Annotated in this window: 1 protein-coding gene; it reads left to right on the forward strand. The window is 56.3% G+C overall.

What is annotated here, in order from left to right; all coding sequences use genetic code 11:
• The coding region (locus O0S09_RS09910) for a beta strand repeat-containing protein (RefSeq protein WP_425438246.1) at window positions 1-3233 on the forward strand (3233 nt) is incomplete at both ends.

The raw sequence follows: 3233 nt of genomic DNA on the forward strand, positions 1-3233 counted from the left end.
CATCACCGGCGAAATGACCATCCTCGGAGCTGGCCACACCATCTGGCGCGGCGGCGAAGGATTCTTCCTCATCAACGTCACATCCGGAACACTCACCCTCGGAAGTGGTAGCACTGAAAACACGCTGACCATTCACGGCCAGAACGACAAGTTCAGCTCCGTGAAAAACACTTACGGCTCCATCTACGTGAGCGGCAGCGGCAGCAGTCTCGTCATGAAAAACGGCGTCACCCTGACAAACACCACGCTTATGGGCAACACAGCCCCCTACACCGGTCGCGGCAGTGCAGTTACCGTCCAGAACTGGGCAGCCTTTACCATGGAAGGCGGTCTCATCACACAGAACACCGCGGGACGTGCGGCAGTCAACATCGTCGATAACGCATCCTTCCTGATGTCCGGCGGCGAAATCTCCGGCAACACGGCAACAGATAGTGGCGGCGCCGTATATAATTATTGCGGCACGTTCACCATGTCTGGTGGTAAAATCTCCGGCAACACGGCAACAAAACAGGGCGGCGGCGTCTTTAACTGGGGCACGTTCACCATGACCGATGGTGAAATCTCCGGCAACACGGCAACAAGTAGTAGCGGCGGCGTATATAATTATCGCGGCACATTCACCATGTCGGGTGGTGAAATCTCCGGCAACACGGCGACAGTCAATAAGGCAGGTGCCAATGGCGGCGGCGGTGTCGGTAACTATGATCTCTTCATCCTGTCCGGCGGTAAAATATCCGGCAACTCGGGAAGAAATGGTGCTGCTATTATGATCCCCTCCGACAGTGCAGTCTTTCAGATGACCGGCGGCGAGATCTCTGGCAACGCACCATTCAGTACTACCGGTAGCACAATCGCCCTCACCAACGCCATAGGAGCGACAGTTTCCCTGACCGGAGGCAGTGTTATTGACAATATCGGCAGCGGTCTTGTTTGTGACAGGGAAAAAACCACCGTTATCGTTGGCGGCAGCATCCTCTTTTCCAACAATACCGGCGGCCCTCACCTCTCCTTCAGTAACGGAGGGACACTTTACCTGACCGGCGGCACATTCAAAAAAGGGGAGCACGGATCCAGCGCGCTCGATATGAAGAATGCCAATATCTACCTTTCCGGCCCGGTCACCTTCGACACCGACCTCCCGTTTGACGTACTGTCCAGCAATGGTGTCTTAACCATAGACGGTGATTTCACCGGCTCAATTAAAAGTTTCAAGCTCGAGGATGAAGCCCTTGATGACAAAGATTTCATCAAAATTGACTCAGAAAAAACCAGTCAGAAACCATCCGAGATCATCAACCGGTTTGCTCTCTCCGATACCAACAAATGGACACTCGTCGCAGACGACAGTACAAACACCATCAAAACCGTCCTCAACAAACCCGTTGCCCTCAGCGGCGCAGAGAACGTCACCGTCAAATGGATCAACGCCACCATCGCCAACGTCAGCATCCGGCTCGACCCGAATGCCAACGACGCAACCGATGTTCAAGTCAAACTCGGCGGCAAAACCTCGCAGACCCTCACCGGAACCTTCACAAAAGGAAGCACCATCAGTGGTCTTCAGATCACCGGCCTTACCGCAGGGAGTACCTACAGCGTAACCGCCGACCTCAAAAATACCGACATCAGCAACAATGCATTCACCTATACAGATATCCTCGCCGGTGTTACGGCACCCGAACCATGCACGGTCACCATCACCGGCGAAGGAGGCGCCGAAATTCCGTCCACAGGCATTCTCCTGCCTCAGGCAAACAGCATGACCTTCAGTGTCCTCGTCAAAGACAAAGACGGAAACATCCTCAAAGACGAACCCGTCATCTGGAGCCGTGCAGGAACCTATACCACTGAAGATGCGAAGACCGCAACAACCATCACCCTCATCGGCGGCAACAGTGCCGGAACCGACACCCTCACCGCAACCGCTGTTAACAACAACGCTGTAAGCGGAACTGCAACAATCACGGTAACCAGTGAAAAACCGACCACACTCAGCATCGAAGCTGACAAAACAACCATCGCACTCGGCGACACTGTACACCTGACCGTCGTTGCAACAGACAACGGAGGCAAACAGTTCGCCGGCTATGATGTTGCATGGAGCGGTTCTGCAACCGCAACCAGCAAAACCGGAGCCGTCGCCGCGTTCACCCCGACAAGTGCTGGAAGCTATTCCATGACCGCAACCGTCACCTCCCCCTCTCTCACCGCAGAGAAAACAATCACCGTTGTCGGCAAACCAACCATCACCACCAATCCAAACAGCGCAACCTATACCAAAGGCCAGACCGGAGCTGCCCCGCTCACCGTCAGCGCCGCCGCGCCCGGCAGTGGAACTCTCACCTACCAGTGGCAGACCTCCACCGACCCGACCTTCGGAGCAGATGTCACTGATCTGGAAACCAGTGAAACCTGCACACCCGCCGTCACCACGGCAGGTACCTTCTACTACCGCGCAAATGTCACCTACACCGAAAGCGATTTCACCACCTATACGCACAGCACCGCTGCAAAAATCACCGTCCTCGAACCAATCGCTGACTCGATCACCCTCTCCCCTAGCGAAACATCCATCACCATCGAAACAGGCCAGACTGCAACGTTCACCGCAGCAGCCTGGAACAACACCCTGAGTGCGGAACTCCCTGATGCCGTAATAGTCTGGTCAGTTGAAAACGGCGGAGCATCTGCATCCATCGTCCAGACCGGAAACCAGGTAACCATCACCGGAACCTCCGCAGGAACCGCCGTCATAAGCGCAACCTCCGGCAGCATTGCCGCATCGGTTATCGCCACCGTCACCGGCTCAGCAGCAACCCACGTCATCACCGCAACCGCAGGTGCGGGCGGCAGCATCAGCCCGAACGGCGCCGTCACCGTAGTCGAAGGACACAGTCAGACCTTCACCATCACCCCCGCAAGTGGTTACACGATCGCTGCCGTCACCGTCGACGGAACATCCTTCGGTACCATCAGCAGCTACACCTTCCAAAACGTAGCCGGTGCACATACCATCGCCGCAACCTTCCGCGAACAGCCGCACTCCGGCAGCAGCGACAGCGGCTCCGGTTCAACCGACAGCGGCTCAGTCAGCGCAACCGGTCAGGCCAGCTTCGGCACCACAACCGGCGTCACTGACATCTCCTTTGCCAAAGGCACCAGTGGCACCGTAACTATCAACACCAAACCGACCGGCGTCACCGCACCCGCCAACAGCTACACCGTCGTTG

The organism is Methanocorpusculum vombati (assembly GCF_026891935.1).
Lineage (GTDB): Archaea > Halobacteriota > Methanomicrobia > Methanomicrobiales > Methanocorpusculaceae > Methanocorpusculum > Methanocorpusculum vombati.